Raw genomic sequence first — 23,682 nt, 5'->3', positions numbered from 1 at the left:
CGGTGTCTTCACCGACACAATGAGGAAAACCATGTCACATCTCGCAGAGCTGGTTGCCAGTGCGAAGGCAGCCATTAACCAGGCGTCAGATGTTGCCGCGTTAGACAATGTACGCGTCGAATATTTGGGCAAGAAAGGGCATTTAACCCTTCAGATGACGACCCTGCGTGAATTGCCGCCAGAAGAGCGTCCGGCAGCCGGCGCGGTTATCAATGAAGCAAAAGAGCAGGTACAACAAGCGCTGAACGCGCGTAAAGCGGATTTAGAAAACGCGGCGCTGAATGCACGTCTGGCGGCGGAAACCATCGACGTTTCTCTGCCTGGGCGTCGTATTGAGAACGGTGGTCTGCATCCGGTAACACGTACCATTGATCGTATTGAAAGTTTCTTCGGTGAGCTTGGTTTTACCGTGGCGACTGGCCCGGAGATCGAAGACGATTACCATAACTTCGATGCGCTGAACATTCCAGGCCATCATCCGGCCCGCGCTGACCACGACACTTTCTGGTTTGATGCCACCCGCCTGCTACGTACGCAGACCTCCGGCGTGCAGATTCGTACCATGAAAGAACAGCAGCCGCCGATCCGTATTATTGCGCCGGGCCGAGTGTACCGTAACGACTACGATCAAACGCACACCCCGATGTTCCATCAGATGGAAGGGCTGATTGTTGACACCAACATCAGCTTCACCAACCTGAAAGGCACGCTGCACGACTTCCTGCGTAACTTCTTTGAAGAAGACCTGCAAATCCGTTTCCGTCCTTCTTACTTCCCGTTCACGGAACCGTCCGCAGAAGTGGATGTAATGGGCAAAAACGGCAAATGGCTGGAAGTGCTGGGTTGCGGGATGGTGCATCCGAACGTTCTACGCAACGTGGGCATCGACCCGGAAATCTACTCTGGCTTCGCGTTTGGTATGGGGATGGAGCGTCTGACCATGCTGCGTTATGGCGTGACCGATCTGCGCTCATTCTTCGAAAACGATCTGCGTTTCCTCAAACAGTTTAAATAAAGGCAGGGTAAAACAATGAAATTCAGTGAACTGTGGTTACGCGAATGGGTGAACCCGGCAATCGACAGCGATGCGTTGTCGGATCAGATTACGATGGCGGGTCTGGAAGTGGATGGCGTTGACGCCGTCGCCGGTGAGTTCAACGGCGTGGTTGTGGGTGAAGTGGTAGAGTGCGGCCAGCACCCGAACGCAGATAAACTGCGCGTTACGAAAGTGAACGTGGGCGGCGAACGCCTGCTGGATATCGTCTGTGGCGCGCCTAACTGCCGTCAGGGGCTGAAAGTAGCCGTTGCAACTATCGGCGCGGTTCTGCCGGGCGATTTCAAAATCAAAGCCGCTAAACTGCGCGGCGAACCGTCGGAAGGGATGCTGTGCTCCTTCTCCGAACTGGGGATTTCCGACGACCATAGCGGCATCATCGAATTGCCGGCGGATGCGCCGATCGGAACCGATATCCGCGAATACCTGAAGCTTGACGATAACACCATTGAAATCAGCGTGACGCCGAACCGCGCCGACTGCTTAGGGATCATCGGTGTGGCGCGTGATGTCGCTGTCCTGAACAAAATCGCGCTGGTTGAGCCGGAGATCGCACCTGTTGCAGCCACCATCAATGACACGCTGCCGATCGCGGTTGAAGCACCGGATGCCTGCCCGCGCTACCTGGGTCGCGTGGTGAAAGGCATTAATGTTAAAGCGCCTACGCCGCTGTGGATGAAAGAGAAGCTGCGTCGCTGCGGCATTCGTTCCATTGACGCTGTCGTTGACGTCACTAACTACGTACTGCTTGAACTGGGTCAGCCGATGCATGCCTTTGACAAAGACCGTATTGAAGGCGGTATTGTCGTGCGTATGGCCAAAGAGGGCGAAACCCTGGTGCTGCTGGACGGCACAGAAGCGAAGCTGAGCACCGATACGCTGGTGATCGCGGATCACCACAAAGCGCTGGCGATGGGCGGTATCTTTGGCGGCGAGCATTCCGGCGTGAATGAGGAAACGCAAAACGTGCTGCTGGAATGCGCGTTCTTTAGCCCGCTGTCTATTACCGGTCGTGCGCGTCGTCACGGTCTGCATACGGATGCTTCCCACCGCTATGAGCGTGGTGTGGACCCGGCGTTGCAGTACAAAGCAATGGAGCGCGCCACCCGCCTGTTGATCGACATTTGCGGCGGCGAAGCCGGTCCGGTTATCGACGTCACGAATGACGCCACGCTGCCGAAACGCGCGACCATTACGCTTCGTCGTAGCAAGCTGGATCGTCTGATCGGGCATCACATTGCCGATGAGCAGGTGAGCGATATTCTGCGTCGTCTGGGCTGCGAAGTGACTGAAGGTCAGGACGAGTGGAAAGCGGTCGCGCCGAGCTGGCGTTTCGACATGGAGATTGAAGAAGATCTGGTCGAAGAAGTGGCCCGCGTGTATGGCTACAACAACATTCCTGATGAGCCGATTCAGGCGGGTTTAATCATGGGGACTCACCGTGAAGCCAACTTGTCGCTGAAGCGTGTGAAAACCATGCTCAATGACAAAGGCTACCAGGAAGTGATCACCTATAGCTTTGTCGATCCGAAGGTTCAGCAACTGCTGCATCCGGGCGAAGAAGCGCTGTTGCTGCCAAGCCCGATCTCCATTGAGATGTCGGCGATGCGTCTCTCTCTGTGGACCGGCCTGCTGTCAACGGTGGTCTATAACCAGAACCGTCAGCAGAACCGCGTGCGTATCTTTGAAACCGGTCTGCGTTTCGTGCCGGATACCCAGGCAAATCTGGGCATTCGTCAGGATTTGATGCTGGCAGGGGTGATTTGCGGCAACCGTTATGACGAGCACTGGAATCTGGCGAAAGAGACCGTTGATTTCTATGATCTGAAAGGCGATCTGGAAGCGGTGCTGGATCTCACCGGCAAACTGGCCGACATTCAGTTCAGGGCGGAAGCGAATCCGGCGCTGCATCCTGGGCAGTCCGCGGCGATTTATCTGAAAGGTGAACGCATTGGTTTTATTGGGGTTGTTCATCCTGAGCTGGAACGTAAACTGGATCTGAACGGTCGCACTCTGGTGTTTGAACTGGAGTGGAATAAGCTCGCAGACCGCGTGGTGCCTCAGGCGCGCGAGATTTCGCGCTTCCCGGCTAACCGTCGCGACATCGCGGTGGTGGTCGCAGAAAACGTTCCCGCAGCGGATATTTTATCCGAGTGTAAGAAAGTTGGCGTAAATCAGGTAGTTGGCGTAAACTTATTTGACGTGTACCGCGGTAAGGGTGTTGCGGAGGGTTATAAGAGCCTCGCTATCAGCCTGATCCTTCAGGATACCAGCCGTACACTCGAAGAAGAGGAGATTGCCGCTACCGTCGCCAAATGTGTAGAGGCATTAAAAGAGCGATTCCAGGCATCATTGAGGGATTGAACCTATGGCGCTTACAAAAGCTGAAATGTCAGAATATCTGTTTGATAAGCTTGGGCTTAGCAAGCGGGATGCCAAAGAACTGGTCGAGCTGTTTTTCGAGGAGATTCGTCGTGCTCTGGAAAACGGTGAGCAGGTGAAACTCTCTGGTTTTGGTAACTTCGATCTGCGTGATAAGAATCAACGTCCGGGACGTAACCCGAAAACGGGCGAAGATATTCCCATTACAGCACGGCGCGTGGTGACCTTCAGACCCGGACAGAAGTTGAAAAGCCGGGTTGAAAACGCTTCGCCCAAAGAAGAGTAATCTGATCTAACTAAAAAGGCCGCTTTGCGGCCTTTTTTCTTTCCTGTGATGGTTACGCACCGTAAAATCAACATCATCCCTTTTCAGCTGAATGGAAAACATGCTGACTTTTGCCTGCCAACAACAGCGCCGTAATGTGCGCTGGTTATCCAGTCTGTCGGTGCTTATGCTGCTGGCAGTGGTATTAAGCCTGTGCGCCGGAGATCAGTGGATAGCCCCTGGTGACTGGTTCAGCGCCCGTGGTGAACTGTTTGTCTGGCAGATACGACTCCCTCGCACGCTTGCTGTTTTGCTGGTAGGCGCCGCGCTGGCGCTGTCAGGCGCGGTAATGCAGGCGTTATTTGAAAACCCGCTTGCCGAGCCCGGGTTGCTTGGCGTCTCCAACGGCGCTGGCGTGGGCCTTATTGCCGCGGTGCTACTGGGGCAAGGTCAGTTACCCGGCTGGGCGCTGGGGTTCTGCGCCATTGCTGGCGCGCTTATCATCACACTTATTCTCCTGCGATTTGCCCGTCGACATTTATCAACCAGCCGCCTGCTGCTGGCGGGCGTTGCGCTTGGCATTATTTGCAGCGCGATGATGACGTGGGCCATCTATTTTTCAACCTCCTTCGACCTGCGCCAGTTGATGTACTGGATGATGGGCGGATTCGGCGGGGTGGACTGGCAGCAGGCCTGGCTGATGATTGCCCTGATCCCGGTTTCACTCTGGATTTGCTGCCAGTCGCAGCCGATGAATATTCTGGCGCTGGGCGAAACGTCCGCGCGTCAGCTGGGGCTGCCGCTGTGGTTCTGGCGCAATTTGCTGGTGGTCGCTACGGGCTGGATGGTCGGCGTTAGCGTTGCGCTCGCGGGTTCGATTGGGTTTATCGGCCTGGTGATCCCACATATCTTACGGCTTTGCGGTCTGAGCGATCATCGCGCTTTGCTGCCGGGCTGTGCGCTGGCGGGGGCGATAGCTCTGCTGCTGGCGGATGTCATCGCCCGTCTGGCGCTGGCGTCGGCGGAACTGCCTATCGGCGTAGTGACGGCGACGATGGGGGCGCCGGTCTTCATCTGGCTATTATTAAAATCCAGGCGCTAGCCAAAATGAGAAACGAGGAAGTCATTAGTATGTGGCAACGGATGAAATGGGGTCTGTGTGTGCTGGCGGCACTCAGCGGTTCTGCGATGGCCGCACCGCTGACGGCGCAATACGTGTCGGCTATCGCGACGCAGGAAGAACAGCGTCTTCATGCCCGGATTGGCATTGCGGTACTTGATACGGCGACCAACAGTATCACCCATTATCGGGGAGAAGAACGGTTCCCGTTAAACAGTACGCACAAGCCGCTGTTATGCGCAGCGTTATTACGCGAAGTCGACAGGAAGGCGCTGGCGCTTTCTGCTTCAACGCAGTTTGAACCCTCACAACTGGTGGAGTATTCGCCGATTACTGAAAAACATGTGGCGCCAGACGCCATGAGCTGGGCGCAATTGTGCAGCGCGGCGGTAAGCTACAGCGATAACACGGCCGCCAATCTCATCGCCAGGAAGCTCAACGGGCCGCAGGCCGTCACGCAGTTTTTGCGTGATTCGGGGGATACAATAACCCGCCTCGATCGCTATGAGCCTGAACTGAACAGCGCCATTCCCGGCGATGAACGCGACTCCACGACGCCTGTCGCGATAGCGCAGACGCTCAATACGCTACTGCTGGGGAACGTGTTGCAGCCATCCTCAAGAGAGCAGCTTATGCAATGGATGCGGGACGACAAAGTGGCTGACGGTCTGCTGCGTTCGGTCTTGCCGGACGGCTGGAAAATCGCGGATAAAACCGGGGCGGGCGACAATGGCTCGCGTTCTATTGTTAGCGTTGTCTGGCCGACATCACAAAAACCTCTGCTCGTGGTTATCTATATTACACAAACTCCGGCGACAATGGCGCAGCGTGACGCCGCGATTGTCCGCATCGGGGAGTCGCTGTTTTCAACACTCGCAGTCTATGATTAAAAGCTGATATTTGATCACTCACATCCGCCTGTTATATGGGAGACGCTATGCAAGATACCATTCTCAACACTGAAGTGACGACGATCGACGGGGATGTCACCACGCTTGAGAAGTACGCCGGAAACGTACTGCTGGTGGTTAATGTGGCCTCGAAATGTGGCTTAACGCCACAATACGAACAGCTGGAGAATATTCAGAAAGCCTGGGCCGATCAGGGCTTTACGGTGTTAGGTTTTCCCTGCAACCAGTTTCTTGGTCAGGAACCTGGCACTGAAGAGGAGATTAAAACCTATTGCAGCACCACCTGGGGCGTCACATTCCCGATGTTCAGCAAGGTTGACGTCAATGGTGAGAACCGCCATCCACTGTATCAGAAGTTGATTGCCGCAGCGCCTGCCGCCGTTGCGCCGGAAGGTAGCGGTTTCTATGAGCGCATGGCGAGTAAAGGCCGCGCGCCGCTTTACCCGGACGATATTTTGTGGAACTTTGAGAAGTTTTTAATCGGCAGGGATGGACAGGTCGTACAGCGTTTCTCACCGGACATGACGCCTGAAGATCCGGGGATGGTGGAAAGTATCAAAATCGCGTTGGCAAAATAATGATCTCGTTGATGCAGTTACAGGATGTTGCCGAAACGACGCGTCTGGGGCCGCTTTCCGGCGACGTTAAGCCTGGCGAGATTCTTCACCTTGTTGGGCCGAATGGGGCAGGGAAAAGTACGCTGCTGGCGCGTATGGCAGGCTTAACCTTCGGGGAAGGCACCGTCATATTCGACGGCGCGTCGCTGGAGGCATGGCCTGCGGCGAAACTGGCTCAACATCGGGCCTATCTCGCGCAGCAGCAGAATCCCCCATTTTCAATGCCGGTCTGGCATTTCCTGACGCTGCATCAACCTGATAAAACGCAAACGGACCTGCTGAATGACGTTGCGCAGGCGCTTGGGCTGAGCGACAAGCTGGGGCGGAGCGCGAATCAACTCTCCGGCGGCGAGTGGCAGCGTGTACGTCTGGCGGCGGTGATATTGCAAATTCACCCTCACGCTAACCCGCGCGGGCAACTTCTGCTACTGGATGAGCCGATGAACAGTCTGGACGTTGCGCAACAAAACGCGCTGGATAGGCTGTTGAGCCAGCTATGCAGCCAGGGTATCGCCATCGTGATGAGCAGCCATGACCTTAACCATACTCTGCGCCACGCGCATCGCGCCTGGTTGCTGAAACAGGGGAAATTGATCGCCAGCGGGCGGCGTGACGAGGTGCTGACGCCGCCAAATCTGGCCCGGGCATACGGCATGAACTTCCGTCGGCTGGACGTTGAAGGCCACAGAATGCTCATATCAACCACTTAAGTTAAATGGGTTCTTGAAAAACACATAATTTCCACGCTAAATAGAAGCAAGAATAAAAAGATAGAGGATTCGTCCTGAATGCGCTTTTGGCTTCTTCTTATCGCAGCACTGTTTTTGGCAGGGTGTAGCAGCCATCGTGCGCCAGCACCTAACGCCAGGCTTTCGGATTCCATTATGGTTATCGCGGGCCTGAACGATCAGCTACAGTCCTGGAGAGGTACACCGTATCGCTATGGCGGAATGAGCCGTAGCGGGGTGGACTGCTCGGGATTTGTGTTGATGACGATGCGCGACAAATTTGATTTACAACTGCCGCGTGAAACGCGCCAACAGTCAAAAATTGGTACGGAAATCGACAAAGATGAACTGCTGCCCGGCGACCTGGTCTTTTTTAAAACCGGATCGGGGGAAAGTGGTTTGCACGTCGGCATTTATGATACCAACAATCAATTTATTCATGCGTCTACCAGCCGCGGCGTGATGCGCTCATCGCTCGACAATGTCTACTGGCGGAAAAATTTCTGGCAGGCGAGACGTATTTAATGCTATCGATGGTAAAGCGGATACCCAGCGGCCGCTTCATCATCTATATTTAAGAAATTGATTTCTCATTGTCTGAATGCCAGGGCTATCGTGAGTTATCAGAAATAGTTTTAACCCTACATTTTGCAAAAGTATTTTTAGTCAAAATGATTTATCCGGTGTCTTGCGGAAAATGCAAAACTGGATATTGGTTTATAATCGAGATAAGCTAAAAAAAGGACCCGGTTTACCGGCTAAAAAGGAAAAAATGAAAGCACCTCCAGTCGTATCAGAAATGACATCTTTCTTCGTTCTTTCTTACAGGATGCCGGATTACACCCATGCAGCGGGGCTGGCACAATGATTGTTTCACTGGACAACTTTTATCATTCTCACCTTTATTTTGTTCCTGCCCGAACCGAGAAAGAGAAACTCGTCGGTCTGGAGATTGTTGCAAACTTTGTCACTGAAGACGGTAATGTCCGTATGCCGACGGAGCTGGTCATGCCGCGCCTGTCAGCAGAAGAACAGCGTTGTCTGTTCGAAGAAAAACTCGCATTGCTGGAAACGTGCCAACATTTTTTTATTCAACATAAACTTATTGCCTGGATTAATTTAACGCCAGCCGTCGTCGCATCATTATTATCAGACGGAGAGTTTGTATCCCATGTAAGGCGCTTTCCATTTTTGGAACTGATGATTAATGAGAATTATCCTGAATTAAGTCTTGGGAAAGAGAATCAAATTCTGGCTGAGTTAGCCGGACGATTTCCCCTCATCCTTGCCAATTTCGGCGCTGGCGATACATCGATAAAAGCGATCTTTGATGGTCTCTTCAAACGCGTCGCGCTGGATAAAAACTTTGTCCAGCAAAGATCCGCAAGTCTTTCTTTTGAACCCTTTATGCAGGCTATTATTTCGCAGATATCACCGTGCTGTGATTCGATAATGATTGCGGGTATTGATACTGAAGAGATGCTGGCGCGGATATCATCAATGGGATTTAGCGCGCTGCAAGGATGTTTATGGCCTGCCGTGCCAGCGAGCCAGGTTACGACGCTGGTTCAGGGATAACCTTTTTATTTGCTGGTGTTTAAGCGGGTATTAACCGTCTACACTACAGGCAGGAGGCCCTATGACCCTGTCTTTTACATCCCGCTGGCGTGACGAACTGCCAGCCACATATACAGCACTTTCTCCAACTCCTCTGAGTCATGCCCGCCTGATTTGGCATAACGATGCGCTGGCGCAGCAGCTGGCGATACCACCTTCGTTGTTTGCTATGGAAAACGGCGCAGGCGTATGGGGCGGCGAGTCATTACTGCCCGGCATGTCGCCTCTGGCTCAGGTTTATAGCGGCCATCAGTTTGGCGTCTGGGCCGGCCAGCTCGGTGATGGACGCGGTATTCTGTTAGGCGAACAACTGCTGGCGGACGGCAGTACGCTTGACTGGCACCTGAAAGGCGCCGGACTAACGCCATACTCCCGCATGGGCGACGGGCGAGCAGTGCTGCGCTCAACGATCCGTGAAAGTCTGGCCAGCGAGGCGATGCACTATCTTGGCATCCCCACAACGCGGGCGCTGTCTATCGTCACCAGCGACACGCCTGTTTACAGGGAAACGGTTGAATCCGGCGCGATGCTCATGCGTCTGGCGCAAAGCCATATGCGTTTCGGTCATTTCGAACATTTTTACTATCGACGTGAGCCGGATAAAGTCCGTCAGCTGGCCGATTTTGCGATTCGCCATTACTGGCCGCAATTTCAGGCGGAAGAGGACAAGTATGCGCTCTGGTTCCGGGACGTTGTGGCGCGCACGGCGAGGTTGATTGCTGACTGGCAAACGGTAGGTTTTGCGCATGGCGTGATGAACACCGATAACATGTCTGTACTGGGGCTGACGATAGATTATGGTCCTTTCGGTTTCCTGGATGATTATCAGCCAGGGTTTATCTGTAACCACTCCGATCACCAGGGGCGCTATAGCTTCGATAATCAACCGGCTGTCGGATTGTGGAATCTGCAACGCCTGGCGCAAACCCTGTCGCCGTTTATGCCGGTCGATACGCTGAATGATGCGCTGGATGGCTATCAACTGGCGTTGCTCACGCGCTACGGGCAGCGCATGCGGCAAAAACTGGGCTTCTTTACCGAGCAAAAAGAGGACAATGCGCTTCTCAACGAGCTTTTCGCCCTGATGGCGCGCGAAGGCAGCGATTATAGCCGAACGTTCCGTATGTTGAGTCAGACTGAGCAACAGAGCGCGGCATCGCCGCTGCGTGATGAATTTATCGATCGCGCGGCCTTTGACGGGTGGTTCAGCCGTTACCGGGCGCGTTTACAGCAGGAGCAGGTGGATGACGCAACGCGTCAACAGCACATGCAGCGCGTGAATCCTGCGGTGGTGCTGCGCAACTGGCTGGCGCAACGCGCGATAGCCAGCGCTGAGCAGGGGGATATGGGCGAATTACATCAACTGCATCAGGTTCTGCGCGACCCCTTTACCGACAGAGATGACGATTATGTCAGCCGTCCGCCGGACTGGGGTAAACGGCTGGAAGTCAGTTGCTCAAGTTGATTGCTACTTGGTCAACAGCAACTTACCTGCCTGCGTCTTGCGCAGCAGGTATTCCTGGCCGTCATGATCGATGATGACTTTGCCTTCAGGGCCTAGCAATGTCTGGCTGCTGATACGCCGCTCGGCAGCAGGGGAAGGGGGCACGCTGTCTCTTTCCTTAAAATGAAGTAACTCAATGTCGTCCATATGTGGCATATCGCTAATTAATAATAATCAGTTTAACAATGATTATTATTATCAATATTGTGTATAGCGACAGCAAGTGTTAATTCTGGTAGCAAATCAGGCGAGTGGGGAATGCGTGGAGGGGAAAGAAGCGCGCCCATCCCCGCGAGGATGGGCATGATGTCAAAAACGGCTATCAACCGCTGAGGCAAGTTTTTCTAACAGTAATTCAGTATCTTCCCAGTTCAGGCAAGGGTCGGTAATGGACTGACCGTACACCAGCGGCTGACCGCTGACGATTTTCTGCGTACCTTCACGCAGGAAACTTTCGGCCATGATCCCGGCAATTGCGGTAGAACCGTTACGGATTTGCTGGCAGATATCATCACAAACTTCTAACTGGCGGCGATGCTGCTTCTGGCAGTTACCGTGGCTGAAGTCCACCACCAGGTGTTCCGGCAGACCAAACTCATGCAGCGTATCGCAGGCGGCAGCGATGTCTTCCGCGTGGTAATTCGGTTTTTTACCGCCGCGCATGATGATATGGCCGTACGGATTCCCGCTGGTCTGATAAATCGTCATCTGGCCAGTTTTATCCGGCGAGAGGAACATATGGCTGGCGCGCGACGCGCGAATCGCATCAACGGCGATGCGCGTGTTGCCATCGGTCCCGTTTTTAAACCCAACCGGGCAGGAGAGCGCGGAAGCCATTTCACGGTGAATCTGGCTTTCCGTCGTGCGCGCGCCAATGGCGCCCCAACTGATCAAATCGGCAATAAACTGGCCGGTGACCATGTCGAGAAATTCGGTGGCGGTGGGGACACCCAGCTCATTGACCTGCAACAGCAGCTTGCGCGCCAGTTCGAGGCCATGATTTACGCGGTAACTGCCATTTAAATCGGGATCGGAGATGAGGCCTTTCCAGCCCACAACCGTGCGCGGTTTTTCAAAATAGGTGCGCATAACGATTTCCAGACGCGCCTGATGCGTGTTGCGCAACGTTTGCAAGCGCGTTGCGTATTCCATCGCAGCGTCCAGATCGTGAATCGAGCAGGGGCCGATGATCACCAGCAGGCGGCGATCTTCACCATTTAATATTTTTTCAATCCGGCGTCGGGAGTCAGTAACGTGGCTGGCGACGGAGGATGATACAGGATGACGTAGCGCTAGCTCAGCAGGGGTGACCAGGCTGTCAATACGCGCGGTACGCAGTTCGTCGGTTCTGTTCATTACAAGTCTCAGAAATTTGTTGCTTCAACGGCAGGACTACCGGGAAGTGATGGGCATCACAATAACACACTTCAACCTTCACCTGCTGATTTCAAATGCGAGGCATTTCACACCTCGCAAGCAGAGCGGCATGATAGCAAAAAATTGAACTCTTGCACTAGTTTGTTAGTACATTCGACGATTCAGCCCCATGATGTCGAGAATCTTGGTGGCAATTTCTTCTACCGAATAGTTAGTACTGTTCAGGCAAGGGATCTGATTTTTACGGTAGAGCGCTTCAACTTCCGCAACCTCCATCCGGCACTGGCGTAGCGATGCGTAGCGGCTGTTTTCACGGCGTTCCTCGCGGATTGCCGCCAGACGTTCCGGGTCAATGGTCAGGCCAAAAAGCTTATGCTGTAGCGGTTTAAGCGACGTGGGCAACACCAGGTTATCCATATCGTCAGCAATAAAGGGGTAGTTCGCCGCCCGGATGCCAAACTGCATCGCCAGATAGAGGCTGGTCGGCGTTTTTCCGCAGCGTGAAACCCCCAGCAGGATCACCTGCGCCTGATCCAGATTGCGCAAAGAGATCCCATCGTCGTGCGCAAGGGTATAGTCGATTGCCGCGATACGCGCGTCATACTTGTTGAGGTTCCCGGGGTTAAGCCCGTGGGTGCGATGCGCGATTGGCGTTGGGTCGAGCTTCATTTCCTGCTGTAGCGGCGCCACCAGCGCCTGCACGATGTCCTGACAGAACCCTTCGCTTTGTAAGATGATGGCGCGAATTTCCGGCAGAACAATCGAATAGAACACAAGCGGACGCACGCCAGTTTGCTGATAAATCGCGTCGATCTGATCTTTCACGGCCCTGGCGCGACTCTCGTTTTCAACGAACGGCAGCGTAATGCTGCTGATGGTCACAGGGAATTGCGACATCACCGCATGACCCAAAACCTCGGCGGTGATGGCCGTACCATCGGAAATATAAAAAACATGGCGATCAACAACATTATCCATTTTGTTTATCCTGAGGAGCAAACATAATTATCTGAAAGCATAAATTAAAATTTGCCAGAAGCGTATATCACGATGCTTATTTTATAAAATGAAACGCTATTTTTATATTAAGTGAAAAGTGCATTTCATTTTTCGGAACTTATGTTTATACCGACAGTTTTTGGGGAGATCGCCCGTCGCCCGCGGGTTTGCGCAAATGCGTAAACAATCTGAAAAAATAAAAAATAAATCTGCTTGAACGATTCACCGTTTTTTTCAGGGGGTTAAATATGCAAAGATAAATACGCAATAATGTAGTTTCTAAACTCGTTCATTTATCACAAAAGGATTGTTCGATGTCCAACAATGGCTCGTCACCGCTGGTGCTTTGGTATAACCAACTCGGCATGAATGATGTAGACAGAGTTGGGGGCAAAAATGCCTCCCTGGGTGAAATGATTACTAACCTTTCCGGTATGGGTGTTTCCGTACCGAATGGTTTTGCAACGACCGCCGATGCGTTTAACCAGTTTCTGGATCAAAGCGGCGTAAACCAGCGTATTTATGAACTGCTGGATCAAACGGATATTGACGATGTCACCGCGCTGGCGAAGGCCGGCGCGCAGATCCGCCAGTGGATTATCGACACTCCTTTCCAGCCAGAGCTGGAAAACGCTATTCGCGATGCTTATGCACAGCTCTCTGCGGATGATGCGCAGGCGTCTTTCGCCGTGCGCTCGTCCGCAACGGCTGAAGACATGCCGGATGCCTCTTTCGCCGGCCAGCAGGAAACCTTCCTCAACGTGCAGGGTTTCGATGCGGTGCTGGTGGCGGTGAAACATGTTTTTGCCTCGCTGTTTAATGACCGCGCTATCTCTTATCGCGTTCACCAGGGGTATGACCATCGCGGCGTCGCGCTCTCCGCTGGCGTACAGCGGATGGTGCGCTCCGACCTGGCTTCGTCCGGGGTTATGTTCTCTATTGATACCGAGTCCGGTTTCGATCAGGTGGTGTTTATCACTTCAGCCTGGGGTCTGGGCGAGATGGTAGTGCAGGGCGCAGTCAACCCGGATGAATTCTACGTGCATAAACCGACGCTGGCGGCGAATCGCCCAGCGATCGTTCGTCGCACGATGGGGTCGAAAAAAATCCGAATGGTTTACGCGCCAACCCAGGAGCACGGCAAGCAGGTCAAAATTGAAGATGTGCCGCAGGAACAGCGCGACATCTTCTCGCTGACCAACGAAGAAGTGCAGGAACTGGCGAAACAGGCCGTACAGATTGAGAAACACTACGGTCGCCCGATGGATATCGAATGGGCGAAAGACGGCCATACCGGCAAACTGTTTATTGTACAGGCTCGCCCGGAAACCGTCCGTTCTCGTGGTCAGGTAATGGAGCGCTACACGCTGCATGCGCAGGGGAAAGTGGTCGCGGAAGGCCGCGCCATCGGACATCGCATTGGCGCGGGGGCGGTTAAAGTCATCCACGACATTAGCGAAATGAACCGTATCCAGCCTGGCGACGTGCTGGTGACTGACATGACCGACCCGGACTGGGAACCGATCATGAAGAAAGCGGCGGCCATCGTGACCAACCGTGGCGGTCGTACCTGCCACGCGGCCATTATTGCCCGTGAGCTGGGGATTCCGGCGGTTGTCGGCTGCGGCGATGCGACGGAACGCATGAAGGATGATGAAAACGTCACCGTTTCTTGCGCCGAAGGCGATACCGGCTATGTCTATGCAGACCTGCTCGACTTCAGCGTCAAAAGTTCAAGCGTGGACACCATGCCCGATCTGCCGTTGAAAGTCATGATGAACGTCGGTAACCCGGATCGCGCCTTTGACTTCGCCTGCCTGCCGAATGAAGGCGTTGGCCTGGCGCGTCTCGAATTTATTATCAACCGAATGATTGGCGTGCATCCTCGCGCACTGCTGGAATTTGATGACCAGGACGCGAAACTGCAAAACGAAATCCGCGAGATGATGAAAGGCTTCGATTCACCGCGTGAGTTCTATGTCGGTCGTCTGACAGAGGGCATTGCGACGCTGGGCGCGGCATTTTATCCGAAACGCGTTATCGTGCGCCTGTCGGATTTCAAATCGAACGAATACGCCAACCTGGTGGGCGGCGAGCGTTACGAACCCGATGAAGAGAACCCGATGCTGGGCTTTCGTGGCGCCGGTCGCTATGTCTCCGACAGCTTCCGCGACTGCTTCGCGCTGGAATGTGAAGCGGTGAAACGCGTGCGCAACGATATGGGGCTGACCAACGTGGAGATCATGATCCCGTTTGTGCGTACCGTTGAGCAGGCGAAAGCGGTAGTTGACGAGCTGGCGCGTCAGGGGCTGAAGCGGGGTGAGAACGGGCTGAAGATCATCATGATGTGTGAGATTCCGTCCAACGCCCTGTTGGCTGAACAATTCCTGGAGCACTTTGACGGCTTCTCGATTGGTTCTAACGACATGACGCAGCTGGCGCTGGGTCTGGATCGCGACTCCGGTGTGGTTTCTGAACTGTTCGATGAGCGCAACGATGCGGTGAAAGCGCTGTTGTCAATGGCGATCCGCGCCGCGAAGAAACAAGGCAAGTATGTCGGCATCTGTGGTCAGGGGCCGTCCGATCACGAGGACTTCGCCGCCTGGCTGATGGAGGAGGGAATCGACAGCCTGTCGCTGAACCCGGACACCGTCGTACAGACCTGGTTGAGTCTGGCTGAACTGAAAAAATAAGCGTCAGCGCTGATCCTAATCCGCAACGGCTCCCGTAAAAAGGAGCCGTTTTTTTTTGCGATACGCGCTATCACACCCGACGTTATGCGTGGGCATATCAGAATTGTTGGCGGTGGAGAAAAGGTGTGTGAGGGCAGGCACTTAAAAAAAGGCCCATCGTGGGAGATGGGCAAAGACTACACACAGCAATTCGTTGTTTCACTCAGGGGATTTCCATGCTTATAAATCAAGGCGTTGATTTATAACCGTGCTCTAATAGTAGGCGTGGAGATTTTTTGCGTCGATCAGATTCGTCCCAATAGTTTAAAAACTATGAAGAATTTGCGACGTAAATGAATTACGTAAGGAGGATTACGCCATAAGGTAGGTTGGTCAGGATGCTAATTGATGAGCAATGCTAAAGTATCGGCCGACCGAATGCGTCGATCGGCCGATGGGGTTTATTTATGGCTGTCCTCAATCTCCCCCAGTTCTTCGAGGAGTTCGTCAGGGTCGTTTCCCGGCGCGGGCACTTCATGCACCCATGCGGAGAACAGACGCCAGGAAACCGCCAGCAATACCGGGCCGATAAACAGACCGATCATTCCAAAGGCAATCAGCCCGCCGATAACGCCAGAGAGAATCAGGATCAGCGGCAGATCTGCGCCCATACGAATCAATACCGGGCGAATCACGTTATCCAGCGTTCCGACCACGCAGCTCCACACCAGCAGTACCGTGCCCCAGGTCGTATCGCCCGTCCAGTACAGCCAAATGATTGCCGGGATTAACACCGGTAACGGCCCCAGTTGCACCAGGCAGGAGAGGATCATGACGACCGTCAGCAGCGTTGCGTAAGGCACGCCGGAAATGGCGAGGCCAATCCCGCCGAGAATTGCCTGAACCAGCGCGGTGACAACCACACCCAATGCAACGGCGCGGATGGCCTGGGCCGCCAGTAGCACGGCGGCATCACCGCGTTTCGCGGCCAGACGACTGGCGAAGTGGCGGATGCCCAATGCCACCTGTTCGCCGCGCCAGTACAGCAGGGCGCTGAACAGCAGCATCAGACCACAGTGCATCATAAAGCGACCGATATGCGCGGCCTGACCCACAAACCAGGTCGTGGTGGTGCCAATATAAGGACGCACTTTCGCCATGATCGCCGTGCCGCCCATATCCAGCAGGTTGTGCCACCCGGCATACAATTTGGCGCCAATCAGCGGAATACTGTTTAACCAGGCCAGGTCGGGCAATGTCATGTCGCCGGCGGTGACGGCGTGGATGAGCGGGCCGCTACCGTCCACGATACTGTTGACCAGCAGGGCGATGGGAATAATGAACAGCAGAACCAACAACAGCGTCATAACCAGAACGGCCAGAGAACGGCGGCCCCAGAGTATTTTCTGTAAACGTAACAAAACGGGCCAGGTCGCAATAACGATCGTTCCCGCCCATGCAAAACCAAGGACAAAGGGACGCACAATCCACAAGCAGGCCACGATCATGATGGCTAAAAACAGCACCGACAGCAGCACTTGCGCGATATCCCTGGGCTGACGAAGATTTACCATAAATACCTTTTCACCTTTTCTGTGCGTCAGAACGTTGACGCGACGCGAACACGCGAACCTTACCCCATAATGATGAGCAATTTCAGCGGTTTTTAACAGGCGGATTCTGCCTGTAATTCTGCTGGGCGTGTAAGAAAAAAATGTGATACAACAAACAGAGCAACACGCAAACGATTAAATTCACAATACAGACCGCAGGAAAGGGTCACTATAATGATTCCACAGATTTCTCAGGCACCTGGCGTCGTTCAGCTGGTGCTCAATTTTTTGCAGGCGCTGGAGCAGCAAGGGTTTACCGGCGATACGGCAACGAATTACGCCGATCGTCTGACAATGTCGACAGATAACAGTATCTATCAGCTTCTTCCTGATGCTGTGGTTTTCCCGCGTTCAACGGCGGATGTGGCGCTTATCGCCCGTCTGGCGGCAGAGTCGCGCTTCGCCTCATTGATTTTTACCCCGCGCGGCGGCGGCACCGGCACCAATGGTCAGGCGCTGAACCAGGGCATTATCGTTGATATGTCCCGCTATATGAGCCGCATTATTGAAATTAACCCGGAAGAGGGCTGGGTACGGGTCGAAGCCGGGGTGATCAAAGATCAACTCAATCAGTATCTGAAGCCGTATGGCTACTTCTTTGCCCCGGAGCTTTCGACCAGTAACCGCGCAACCCTCGGGGGGATGATCAATACCGATGCGTCCGGTCAGGGGTCGTTAGTTTACGGTAAGACATCCGATCATGTGCTGGGCGTTCGCGCGGTATTGCTGGGGGGCGATATTCTGGATACCCAGGCAATGCCGGTCGAACTTGCGGAAACGCTCGGTAAAAGCAATACCGCGATCGGTCGCATCTATAACACCGTATACCAGCGTTGTCGGGAAAACCGACAGCTGATTATTGATAAGTTTCCCAGACTCAACCGCTTCTTAACGGGCTACGACTTACGCCATGTCTTTAACGATGAGATGACGGAGTTCGACTTAACGCGCGTGCTGACCGGTTCTGAAGGCACGCTGGCGTTTATCACGGAAGCGCGTCTGGATATTACTCCGCTGCCTAAAGTTCGCCGTCTGGTGAACGTCAAATATGACTCTTTTGATTCCGCGTTGCGTAACGCGCCCTTTATGGTCGAGGCGCGGGCGCTCTCGGTGGAAACCGTCGATTCTAAAGTGCTTAATCTGGCGAGGGAGGACATCGTCTGGCATTCCGTCAGTGAGCTGATTACCGATGTGCCTGATAAAGAGATGCTGGGCCTGAACATCGTCGAGTTCGCCGGGGATGACGAAGCGGCTATTGATGCTCAGGTGAGCGCGTTGTGCCAGCGTCTGGATGAGCTGATTGCTCGCCAGGAAGCCGGGGTGATCGGCTGGCAGCTGTGCGCGGAGCTGGCGGGCGTGGAGCGTATCTATGCCATGCGGAAAAAAGCGGTTGGTCTGTTGGGTAATGCCAAAGGCGCGGCCAAACCGATTCCGTTTGCGGAAGATACCTGCGTGCCGCCGGAGCATCTGGCCGACTATATTGCTGAATTCCGCGCGCTGCTCGACGGTCATGGCTTAAGTTATGGCATGTTCGGGCATGTTGATGCCGGGGTGCTGCACGTCAGACCCGCGCTGGATATGTGCGATCCGCAACAGGAAATTCTGATGAAGAGTCTTTCCGATGATGTGGTGGCGCTCACCGCGAAATATGGCGGTCTGCTGTGGGGCGAGCACGGCAAAGGTTTTCGCGCTGAATATAGCCCGGCGTTTTTTGGCGAGCAGCTTTATGGCGAACTACGCAAAGTGAAGGCGGCGTTCGACCCGCAAAACCGCCTGAACCCCGGAAAAATTTGTCCGCCGGAAGGCATTGATGCGCCGATGATGAAGGTCGATGCGGTGAAACGCGGTACTTACGATCGGCAGATTCCACTGGCGGTGCGTCAGGTCTGGCGCGGGGCGATGGAGTGTAACGGCAATGGCCTGTGCTTCAACTTTGACGCCAAAAGCCCGATGTGCCCGTCAATGAAAATCAGCCTGAATCGCATTCACTCTCCCAAAGGGCGCGCGACGCTGGTGCGTGAATGGTTGCGCCTGCTGGCCGACCGTGGGGTTGATCCGCTACAGCTGGAAAAAGATCTGCCGGAAAAACGCGCCAGTCTGCGGACGTTAATTGCCCGTACCCGCAACAGCTGGCACGCTCGTAAAGGCGAATATGATTTCTCCCATGAGGTGAAGGAGGCGATGTCGGGTTGCCTGGCGTGCAAAGCCTGCTCGACACAATGTCCGATTAAAATAGACGTGCCGGAGTTCCGCTCACGCTTCCTGGCGCTTTACCACACGCGCTACCTGCGTCCGCTGCGCGATCATATGGTGGCGACGGTCGAAAGCTATGCGCCATTAATGGCGCGGGCGCCGAAAACCTTTAACTTCTTTCTCAATCAGCCGTTGGTGCGAAACCTCGCGAAGAAACATATCGGCATGGTGGATTTGCCGCTACTTTCGACGCCGTCGCTGCAACAGCAAATGGTCGGGCACCGTTCCGCCAATATGACGCTGGAACAGCTTGAACTCCTGAGCCAGGAGCAAAAAGAGCGTACGGTGCTGGTGGTGCAGGACCCGTTTACCAGTTACTACGATGCGCAGGTGGTGGCGGATTTTATCCGGCTGGTGGAAAAGCTCGGCATTCAGCCTGTATTGTTGCCGTTCTCGCCAAATGGCAAGGCCCAGCACATCAAAGGGTTCCTTAACCGATTTGCGAAGACGGCGAAGAAAACGGCCGAATTTCTCAATCGGGTGGCGCAGCTGCGTATCCCGATGGTCGGTGTCGACCCGGCGCTGGTGCTTTGCTATCGTGATGAATACAAACAAACCCTCGGCGAACAGCGTGGTGATTTCCACGTACAGCTGGTGAATGAGTGGCTGCCGACGGTGCTGGCGTCCCGACAGCCTCTTGCCGTGAGCGGTGAGCCCTGGTATTTCTTTGGGCATTGTACCGAAGTGACGGCATTGCCTGGCGCACCGGCGCAGTGGGCGGCCATTTTTGCGCGCTTAGGGGCGAAGCTGGAGAGCGTCAGCGTAGGCTGCTGCGGCATGGCGGGTACTTACGGCCATGAAGTGAAAAATCATGAAAATTCGCTGGGGATCTATGCGCTGTCGTGGCAACAGGCGATGGCGCGACTGCCGCGCAATCGCTGCCTGGCGACCGGTTACTCTTGCCGCAGCCAGGTAAAACGCGTTGAAGGCACCGGGGTTCGCCATCCGTTACAGGCACTACTGGAGATTATTGGATGATCTGGAAACGTAAAGTCACGCTCGAAGCGCTGAACGCTCTGGGCGAAGGGAACATGGTGGGGCTACTGGATATTCGCTTTGAGCATATTAGCGACGATACGCTGGAAGCAACAATGCCGGTGGATAGCCGTACAAAGCAACCTTTTGGTCTGCTACACGGCGGCGCGTCCGTTGTGCTGGCTGAAAGTATCGGCTCGGTTGCGGGCTATCTGTGCACGCAGGGCGAACAGAAAGTCGTGGGGCTGGAGGTGAATGCCAACCACGTTCGCTCAGCGCGCGAAGGGCGCGTCAGAGGGGTGTGCAAAGCGCTGCATACCGGCTCTCGTCATCAGGTCTGGCAGATCGATATTTTTGATGAGCAGGGGCGGCTGTGCTGTTCTTCACGTCTGACAACCGCCGTTGTGTGACGTTGTCACAAAATATCTTTATCGCAGACTGCTTTTGGTCAAAATGTGTGCAGAAAAAGTGTTATACTGTGCACGTTTTGAACATAAGCGAGGATGATATGTCTACCGATTTAGACCCAACCCAACTGGCAATTGAATTTTTACGCCGTGATAAAACCGAGCTTTCTCCAGCCCAGTATTTGAAGCGCTTAAAACAATTAGAGCTGGAATTTGCCGATTTACTCACGCTCTCTTCCTCTGAGCTAAAAGAAGAGATTTACTTTGCCTGGCGTCTGGGCGTTCATTGATTCCGCACTGTTTTATCGCTCGGTGAATTAACACCAACAGAAAACCCCGACACGCTCTGCCGGGGTTATTTTTTTTGGCTATGAGCGGCGGTTTACCACTTCATTTCACCGGTATTCACTTTCGCGCTCAGCGTCAGGGAACTTTCGTCAGCGAGGCCAGGCCAGGCGGCGGTCATCGTTTTGATGACATACTCTGACCCTTTTTTCGCCTCAAGCGCTTGCTCAAAGGATTGCAGATAATCCTGCGTGAAGCGTATAGCGGCATCGCCTGCGGGACGTTCACCGATATAGTGACCCGGAATCACCTGGGTCGGCTGCAAACTGTGCATCTCTGTCAACACATGACGCCAGGCCGCACGCTGCTCAGGAGACTGGGTATCCGCCGTCCAGACATGGATACCGGATGCGATTCCCGTTCCGCCAAGTATTGCGCGGTTAGCCGGGACCCAGACGTAAGCGGCGTAATCGTTCGGGTGGCGCAGTTCCAGCGTTTCCCCATCAATCGTAAATTGTGTCTCGGTGGTTGCCTGCGGGATGGTGAGCGCCGCTGGCGCGCCATCTTTCATTTGCGGGCCCCAGTATTGCAGTTTGGCGTCTTTCGTTGCGCGAATGTGTTCCACCACATGCGGCGTCGCCAGAACTTTCACGTTCGGGAAGGCTTTTACAATCGGTTCCAGACCAAAATAGAAATCTGGATCGCCGGAGGTAATCACGATGGCTTTCAGCGATTTGCCGCTCTTTTTAATCATTTCGACCAGCTTTTCCCCGTCTTTGGTACTGAACTGCGCGTCGAATAAAATGGCTTCTTTAGGGCCAGAGACCAGCGTGGAAGAGACCGGGAAAATCGCGTTTTCCTGCGGATTATAGACGTCGAGTTGCAGCGGGGCGGCGAACAATGGCGCGCTAGTCAGCGACAGCAGAAGTGCCAGCGTTTTGATTTTCATTCTGAGTGACCTTATCGGCAGATGATGTTGATTTATTTACGTGGCTTATTTTAAGCAAATCTCGATCTGTTAAAATTCCCCTATCAGGACATGCTGAGTTTCATAAAACGATCGGATGGAAGGTTATGGACAGAGTGATGGCGGCAACGGTGTTTAACCATATCTGCGATTTGGGTAGCCTGAGCGCGGCTGCGCGCGCATTAGGGATCTCCAGGCCGATGGTGAGCCGTTATCTGGATGAAATGGAGAAATGGGCCGGAGCCAGACTTATTCATCGTTCGTCGCGCCGCCTGACGATCACGCCTGCCGGAGAAGACGCGTTGATGAAAACGCGAACGCTGGCGCGGCTTTCCCTGGATATTGCGGGGGCGACCGGGCGAGAGGTGCCGTCCGGCACGTTGCGCGTCGCCTGCGCCCATTTCACCGCGATGCATATTCTTGCCCCGATGCTGCCCGCTTTTTTAGCGCGTTATCCTGAATTGCGCATTGAAGTGGAGATTAATAATCAGCCTGTCAGTTTAGTGGGGGAGCGTATTGATGTGGCGATACGCATTACCGATAACCCTGAGCCAGGGACAATTGCGCGTCGGCTTGGTGACTGTGAGTCTGTGCTCTGCGCGTCTCCTGACTATCTGCATCGCTATGGCACACCGCAGACGCCGGAGGCGCTGGCGCAACACAATTGCCTCTATTACAGCGGATTTGCTGGAAAATCCTGGCATTTTCTGGATGAGCAGGGAGAACCGATCTCCGTTGCGATCAAGGGCAACCTGAGCGCCGGAATCTCTTCGCTTTTGTGTGAAGCGGCGCTGGCAGGGATGGGGATTGCGCTGGTGCCGGAAAAAGAGGCGCGAGAGGGGCTGGCGCAGGAGAAACTGGTTCGTTTGTTGCCCCATCTACAACCGCGGCAATTGGCCGTATACGGGTTATACCTTTCCCGTGAGCATCAGCCCGCCGCGCTACGCCTGTTTCTTGAGGCGGTGCAGGGCGCGATGCGCGACGGTGAAGCCTGTTCCTGACGCAGCATAAAGCGTATAAAAATTGTGCAGAAAGCAAGATCTGTTAAATACGCGATGCAAACTTATGAGAATATTCTTACACCCCTTCAAGAGCTAAGCCTGAAATGAGTGCCGGAGATAAGCGCCGGGTGGGGCAACGAACGATCGGTGTTATTCATACAATACCGATCGTTCGTTGTTAATTACTCCGTTCTTTCCGTTCTTTCTTTTTCACGTTAGTGGATTTGCTAATCCGACGGTTGTTTGAGCTCTTGTTTAGCACCGTCATCGTCCGCTTTTGACCCCCATTTTTATTGATAACCCTATCTCAAAAATAGGCATTTTCGATACATATTTAATTTTTTAACCTGCCGCGCTGTTTACTCTTCTTAAATGCTTTATCTATCAATGTATTGAATAAAATAATCCATCACTGATAACCCTCGTAACAAGGTCTATGCTTAGTAAAAGTGGTCAAAAAGGGCGGTTAACCCGAATGACCCTTCTGTCAGAGGGTTGAAGTGATAATCATTATCACTAACATGGTGTTATGCCCTGGTGGCTTATTACACGAGGTGGACCTATGGAATTGCATTCAGGAACATTTAATCCAGACGATTTTGCATGGCGTGGTCTGACGCTAACGCCTGAGGCGGCGGCGCATATTCGTGACCTGGTCGCGAAGCAACCCGGCATGCTTGGCGTGCGTTTAGGCGTGAAGCAGACGGGGTGCGCGGGATTTGGTTACGTGCTGGATACCGTCAGCGAGCCGGAAAAGGACGATCTGTTATTTGAAACGGAGGGCGCGAGGTTGTACGTGCCGCTTCAGGCCATGCCGTTTATTGACGGGACAGAGGTCGATTATGTGCGCGAAGGATTAAACCAGTTATTTAAATTTCATAACCCGAAAGCCCAGAACGAATGCGGCTGTGGCGAAAGCTTCGGGGTATAGGCGG

22 protein-coding genes and 1 other RNA gene are annotated in these 23,682 nt (G+C 54.0%); 17 read left to right on the top strand and 6 right to left on the bottom strand.

Annotated elements, in window-relative coordinates; translation table 11 throughout:
• Positions 1-31: 31 nt before the first annotated feature.
• The 11 genes from pheS to selO all read left to right on the top strand — a co-directional run bounded on the left by pheS (position 32) and on the right by selO (position 10,159).
• On the top strand, positions 32-1,015 hold the full coding sequence (pheS, locus tag OGX81_RS15425; RefSeq protein ID WP_024130384.1) for a phenylalanine--tRNA ligase subunit alpha: 984 nt from the start codon (positions 32-34) through the stop codon (positions 1,013-1,015).
• Positions 1,016-1,030: 15 nt separating this feature from the next.
• A complete protein-coding gene (pheT, locus tag OGX81_RS15420; RefSeq protein ID WP_104868726.1) occupies positions 1,031-3,418 on the top strand; it encodes a phenylalanine--tRNA ligase subunit beta in 2,388 nt (795 codons plus the stop codon).
• 4 nt (positions 3,419-3,422) lie between these two features.
• On the top strand, positions 3,423-3,722 hold the full coding sequence (gene ihfA / locus OGX81_RS15415) for an integration host factor subunit alpha (RefSeq protein WP_001229266.1): 300 nt from the start codon (positions 3,423-3,425) through the stop codon (positions 3,720-3,722).
• A 100-nt stretch (positions 3,723-3,822) separates the two neighbouring features.
• A complete protein-coding gene (gene btuC / locus OGX81_RS15410; protein ID WP_024130383.1) occupies positions 3,823-4,803 on the top strand; it encodes a vitamin B12 ABC transporter permease BtuC in 981 nt (326 codons plus the stop codon).
• 29 nt (positions 4,804-4,832) lie between these two features.
• Entirely contained in the window at positions 4,833-5,711 is an 879-nt protein-coding gene (gene bla, locus OGX81_RS15405; RefSeq protein ID WP_110123529.1) for a class A beta-lactamase, read from the top strand.
• Between the two features lie 47 nt (positions 5,712-5,758).
• Entirely contained in the window at positions 5,759-6,310 is a 552-nt protein-coding gene (locus OGX81_RS15400; protein ID WP_024130381.1) for a glutathione peroxidase, read from the top strand.
• Positions 6,310-7,059, top strand: a complete 750-nt coding sequence (btuD, locus tag OGX81_RS15395) for a vitamin B12 ABC transporter ATP-binding protein BtuD (protein WP_104868724.1) — start codon at positions 6,310-6,312, stop codon at positions 7,057-7,059. The genes OGX81_RS15400 and btuD overlap by 1 nt, the downstream gene beginning before the upstream one ends.
• Positions 7,060-7,137: 78 nt before the next feature.
• Entirely contained in the window at positions 7,138-7,602 is a 465-nt protein-coding gene (locus OGX81_RS15390) for a C40 family peptidase (RefSeq protein WP_012132602.1), read from the top strand.
• 172 nt (positions 7,603-7,774) lie between these two features.
• Positions 7,775-7,945, top strand: a complete 171-nt coding sequence (locus OGX81_RS15385) for a hypothetical protein (RefSeq protein WP_153257548.1) — start codon at positions 7,775-7,777, stop codon at positions 7,943-7,945.
• Positions 7,942-8,655, top strand: a complete 714-nt coding sequence (locus tag OGX81_RS15380) for an EAL domain-containing protein (protein WP_012132600.1) — start codon at positions 7,942-7,944, stop codon at positions 8,653-8,655. The genes OGX81_RS15385 and OGX81_RS15380 overlap by 4 nt, the downstream gene beginning before the upstream one ends.
• Positions 8,656-8,716: 61 nt before the next feature.
• Positions 8,717-10,159: a protein adenylyltransferase SelO gene (gene selO / locus OGX81_RS15375; protein WP_104868723.1), complete on the top strand. Its 1,443-nt coding sequence runs from the start codon at positions 8,717-8,719 to the stop codon at positions 10,157-10,159.
• A gap of 3 nt (positions 10,160-10,162) precedes the next feature.
• Here the strand turns inward: selO and hemP are convergent, their stop codons facing one another.
• The 3 genes from hemP to ppsR all read right to left on the bottom strand — a co-directional run bounded on the left by hemP (position 10,163) and on the right by ppsR (position 12,553).
• The gene (hemP, locus tag OGX81_RS15370) at positions 10,163-10,354 is read right to left on the bottom strand and encodes a hemin uptake protein HemP (RefSeq protein ID WP_047457344.1); all 192 of its coding nucleotides are present in this window, start codon (positions 10,352-10,354) and stop codon (positions 10,163-10,165) included.
• Positions 10,355-10,507: 153 nt separating this feature from the next.
• On the bottom strand, positions 10,508-11,554 hold the full coding sequence (aroH, locus tag OGX81_RS15365; protein WP_012132596.1) for a 3-deoxy-7-phosphoheptulonate synthase AroH: 1,047 nt from the start codon (positions 11,552-11,554) through the stop codon (positions 10,508-10,510).
• Between the two features lie 165 nt (positions 11,555-11,719).
• The gene (ppsR, locus tag OGX81_RS15360) at positions 11,720-12,553 is read right to left on the bottom strand and encodes a posphoenolpyruvate synthetase regulatory kinase/phosphorylase PpsR (protein WP_012132595.1); all 834 of its coding nucleotides are present in this window, start codon (positions 12,551-12,553) and stop codon (positions 11,720-11,722) included.
• 335 nt (positions 12,554-12,888) lie between these two features.
• On the opposite strand from ppsR, the gene ppsA reads away from it, so the two are divergent.
• Positions 12,889-15,267: a phosphoenolpyruvate synthase gene (gene ppsA, locus OGX81_RS15355; RefSeq protein WP_071258186.1), complete on the top strand. Its 2,379-nt coding sequence runs from the start codon at positions 12,889-12,891 to the stop codon at positions 15,265-15,267.
• 141 nt (positions 15,268-15,408) lie between these two features.
• Here ppsA and rprA read toward each other — a convergent pair.
• Together rprA and ydiK are read right to left on the bottom strand one after the other, a co-directional pair.
• Positions 15,409-15,516, bottom strand: an RNA gene (gene rprA, locus OGX81_RS15350) — antisense sRNA RprA.
• Between the two features lie 191 nt (positions 15,517-15,707).
• Positions 15,708-16,820 (bottom strand): AI-2E family transporter YdiK, encoded by a 1,113-nt coding sequence (gene ydiK, locus OGX81_RS15345; protein ID WP_047457341.1) that lies wholly within the window; start codon positions 16,818-16,820, stop codon positions 15,708-15,710.
• 213 nt (positions 16,821-17,033) lie between these two features.
• Between ydiK and ydiJ the strand changes: the two genes are divergently transcribed.
• The 3 genes from ydiJ (at position 17,034) to OGX81_RS15330 (ending at position 20,784) form a co-directional block, all read left to right on the top strand.
• Entirely contained in the window at positions 17,034-20,090 is a 3,057-nt protein-coding gene (gene ydiJ / locus OGX81_RS15340; RefSeq protein WP_047457338.1) for a D-2-hydroxyglutarate dehydrogenase YdiJ, read from the top strand.
• Positions 20,087-20,497: a 1,4-dihydroxy-2-naphthoyl-CoA hydrolase gene (gene menI, locus OGX81_RS15335; RefSeq protein WP_012132590.1), complete on the top strand. Its 411-nt coding sequence runs from the start codon at positions 20,087-20,089 to the stop codon at positions 20,495-20,497. Before ydiJ ends, menI begins: the two co-directional genes overlap by 4 nt.
• Before the next feature lie 98 nt (positions 20,498-20,595).
• Positions 20,596-20,784 carry a YdiH family protein gene (locus OGX81_RS15330; RefSeq protein ID WP_024130379.1) on the top strand — a complete coding sequence of 63 codons (189 nt, stop codon included), beginning with the start codon at positions 20,596-20,598 and terminating at the stop codon, positions 20,782-20,784.
• Positions 20,785-20,876: 92 nt separating this feature from the next.
• Here OGX81_RS15330 and OGX81_RS15325 read toward each other — a convergent pair whose 3' ends face one another.
• A complete protein-coding gene (locus OGX81_RS15325) occupies positions 20,877-21,728 on the bottom strand; it encodes a Vmh family MBL fold metallo-hydrolase (protein ID WP_012132588.1) in 852 nt (283 codons plus the stop codon).
• Between the two features lie 125 nt (positions 21,729-21,853).
• Between OGX81_RS15325 and OGX81_RS15320 the strand changes: the two genes are divergently transcribed.
• Positions 21,854-22,747 (top strand): LysR family transcriptional regulator, encoded by an 894-nt coding sequence (locus OGX81_RS15320; RefSeq protein WP_012132587.1) that lies wholly within the window; start codon positions 21,854-21,856, stop codon positions 22,745-22,747.
• A 562-nt stretch (positions 22,748-23,309) separates the two neighbouring features.
• Complete coding sequence (sufA, locus tag OGX81_RS15315; RefSeq protein ID WP_012132586.1) at positions 23,310-23,678, top strand: Fe-S cluster assembly scaffold SufA; 369 nt, start codon at positions 23,310-23,312, stop codon at positions 23,676-23,678.
• The last annotated feature ends 4 nt before the right edge of the window (positions 23,679-23,682 follow it).

The organism is Citrobacter sp. CK206, from assembly GCF_030333125.1.
Lineage (GTDB): Bacteria > Pseudomonadota > Gammaproteobacteria > Enterobacterales > Enterobacteriaceae > Citrobacter_B > Citrobacter_B koseri.
The sequence above is the reverse complement of the archived record's forward strand: the minus strand, read 5'-3'. Positions and strand labels throughout refer to the sequence as shown.